We start from the raw sequence: 3,442 nt of genomic DNA, 5'->3' as shown, positions 1-3,442 counted from the left end.
CTGTAAAAGGTCTTCAATTCTTAAATCAGGGAGTTGACTTAACCTCAGTTTGCCCTTTAACCAATAATTTGAAGCGGGTACTGAAATAACTCTTATTCCACATTCCATACACTTTTCTATTGCAAGTTTCCTTCCTTCAATGTTTATACAATCCTCCATTACAATCATCTTCTCTACTCCATATTTATTTTTCAAGTACTGAATAGAATGAGAACCGTATACTCTTTTTTGTTCTATGTGTTTATTCCTACGATCAGGATTATCATCAACAAAGCCCAATATTTCAAAATTATTTTCTGAAGATGCGTCTAAACCTTGCTTAATCAGTAAAGAAGATCTGTCAGCTCCATAGATCAGCAACACCTCTTTAGAAACAACTTCCAGATCTTGAAGGTAATGGAACAATTGTTTCACAGTTATCCTTAGTGCAATAAGCATCGAGGCAGAGATAAAAAAATTAATGATGAGCATAGGAATAAACCAATGATTATTGAATCCAAAATAAGAGGATAAAAACAGGTAAGCCGCCACTTCAAATAGCAAACTAGCTAATAGCACTGCTTTAAAGACACGGAAAATATCGTCAACACTAGAGTATCGGATTATTCCGGTGTGTATTCTCATACTTACAAAAACCACCATCGTGATTACATTGTAAACGATCAGATAAAGGAAAAACTTGTTATTAAATATTTCATTAAAATTCTCCTTTTGTATAATCATTAATGATGCAGCAAGAGCGATTGTTACAATGAACTGATCAATTAACAGGATCAGCCACCTGGAGTACACTTTTTCGCAAAATAGAATTTTTTTCATGTCATTAAACGTTAAATAGATGAAGAAAGGTTAAGCTTTGTTAGCTTGCAATCTATAAAGTGGGAAAAAATCAACATCAGAGTTGAGATCGATTTCTTGTTGAGATAACAAAGAGGTATATACTTCCGGATTGGCTATGAAACGCCAACTATGGTAATTGAAAGTAAGATTTGAAAAATTAGCTTTCCACCTAAACAACGAATCTTCTTTAAAGCCTAAGCCTCCACCCAGATTGTAATATTTTACACCAAGTTGTCGCCCAAGAATCGTGATTTCTTCCGTTAACAATTTGGCAGGAGAATCTCCCAGATATTCTTCTCTGGTCCCCAATAAATGCGCCTGCATAATACCATTTGTGATGACCACTATTGCACCACATATCGGATAATCATTTTGATCATACACAAAGATTAGTCTTGCATCGTATTCTTCTGAATCAAGCAATCGCCTAAAATATTCTTCATCAAAATAATAGGTGTTCGAGGCATCCACCCTAAGCATATTTAATGTATAGATAGCACTAAAGGTTTTTATATCCTCGCCCGTACTGGCTTCCCTAACATAATACCCCTTTTTTCTCAGGGTCCTGATTTTTCTTAATACCCTTTCCTGGTAAGCGCTTCTCTGTTCCTCAATAGGAAGGCTTAGATCCAGTACCACCACTTTTCCGTTATCTACCACCCCTCCAAAATCTCCCATCAGTTCTGCCTGGTCAAAGAAAGGGTTCAACCTGGAAAATACGGTAACGATCTTTTCATCTTTTAGGAAGTCCAGAAAACAATTCCTGAAATTATATACAAAATCTGAAGGAAGCTTGTGGAAATCCCTATTCGAAATCGGACCGCTATAACCATATACCGAACTCATATCATAGTATTCAGAATCCTGAATATCTCTTTTCAATAATGGGATAGCAATAAAATCACTCCCTTCTTCATAAACAAACAACATTGGAATTCCAGAAGTGTTATCCAATGAATGATAGGTCCATGAATGATAAAAATCATATTTCAAAGCCCTTTTTACAAGACCTTTCCACTCGGCCTCTTGTTCAAGTTTAACGATGTACTTCATGCCGGGTAAATTATTTTTAGTTATATAATCCTCTTTTATTACTTCCATTTTCAGATATTTATCACTACCTGGGATACCAACAAAACCTTGTTTACTATATATTCTGATGGCTGCATTATGTTCTTTATTTACTTCAAGTATTACCTTTTTCRGGTTTAGGGTAGAGAAAGCATAATCAAGAATAAGTGCTGTTGCCTTTTCTCCGATGCCTTTGCCCCAGCAGCTTGAGTCACCTATAAAAAGATGAAATTCGGCCTGTTGTTCTGAGATGTCAAGCAATTGCACGTTCCCGATATATCTCTTGCTATCTGTTAAGCAGATGGCAAATCTCTTTTGGTCAGTTCGCTTTAAAACACCCCTTAGCCAATCCCTCTCCACTTTCAATGTAATTGGCTCTGATGGATTGAAAGGTGTATACTTCCATATCTCCGGATTATTTCGCCATTTATAGGATATCATCGCATCCTCAAGTGCCAGAGGCCTTAAAAATATACTTTCGCTCATAATATTGTTTTTAATACATTAAGTATGCGTTTCATTTCAGAATGGGTATACCGATGATCTATTGGTATGGCGATAAGATGCGTTGTTAAATAATATTCATACATCTTTTTTGTAGTCCATTCCAGAACATTTGGCCAGTATGTAGCCACATATATTCTTTTTTCAAATAGCTTGTTTCTAATTTCGGTAGAAGAGATTAGCAGTGGATAGATCATCGGTCCATTTACAGAAGACGCATCAAATGAATAGTCGTTATAACTCTCCAGAAAATCATGAAGGTACATGAAGTTGGAATTTCTTCTGTATTTACACGCTTTATAATCTATACCTGATAAAATCGACTGAGATAAAGAAGACATTTTACGTATTGGGTTGTTGGAAAGAACAACATTATTTACAATAAAATCTTCGTACCCGCTTTCAATCCCCATGTCAATACTTTTTATCAGATGGGAAAATCTGTCTACCGACACATCTTTCTCTAGCTTTAGTCTTACATCACTAGTGCATTGAAGATAGGCCCCATCTGGTACACCAAAGAACTTTCGGCAAGAATAAAAAGTATCCACCCCCTCCAATGGCTCAGAAAAAAAAGCCTGGGAATTATCTACTATCAGATTTTCGAAAAGCTTACTTAGCCTTATAACGGTATCCTGTTTTAGTCCAAAATAATTTGTGTACAGCAGACCATCATCAGGACCTACCTCGAAATCGAGAACCGGATCCATATTTTCGTCAATAGTATAATATTGAAATTGAACACCCAACTTCTTAAGTGGCTCCAACATCACCTCACAGGTATAATAAGGTATGTGAACCAATTTATATCGCTTAACTTTGAGAATATATTCAAATGCATTCCTACCAGTATTTAATTTTATTAGCGAGGGATAAAATTCCTCACCTCTGGACAATTGTAATTCTAAATATCCTCCAATAGACTTCATTTTGTTTGATTATTGATTTTGCATTTTGAAAATAGGTTAACAATGGGATTGATGTATTTGCATTTTGAAAATAGGTTAACAATGGGATTGATGTATTT

The 3,442-nt window shown here is 35.5% G+C and carries 3 protein-coding genes; all 3 read right to left on the bottom strand.

Annotated features, from left to right (window positions below; all coding sequences use genetic code 11):
* On the bottom strand, positions 1-819 hold an 819-nt coding region (locus AC1DDX_RS25500), incomplete at its 3' end, for a nucleoside-diphosphate sugar epimerase/dehydratase (protein WP_477622831.1).
* Positions 820-849: 30 nt separating this feature from the next.
* Positions 850-2,397, bottom strand: coding sequence for a GNAT family N-acetyltransferase (locus AC1DDX_RS25495; RefSeq protein ID WP_477622830.1), 1,548 nt, complete (start codon positions 2,395-2,397; stop codon positions 850-852).
* Complete coding sequence (locus tag AC1DDX_RS25490; RefSeq protein WP_477622829.1) at positions 2,394-3,344, bottom strand: hypothetical protein; 951 nt, start codon at positions 3,342-3,344, stop codon at positions 2,394-2,396. Before AC1DDX_RS25490 ends, AC1DDX_RS25495 begins: the two co-directional genes overlap by 4 nt.
* Between the last annotated feature and the right edge of the window lie 98 nt (positions 3,345-3,442).

It is taken from the genome of Pedobacter sp. 10L46_2 (genome assembly GCF_056395165.1).
This window is presented reverse-complemented; position numbering and strand designations above follow the sequence as displayed.

Bases quoted from the DNA above. Each gene is read 5' to 3' on its own strand.
- AC1DDX_RS25490 (WP_477622829.1), bottom strand. From the start codon at position 3,344: ATGAAGTCTATTGGAGGATATTTAGAATTACAATTGTCCAGAGGTGAG.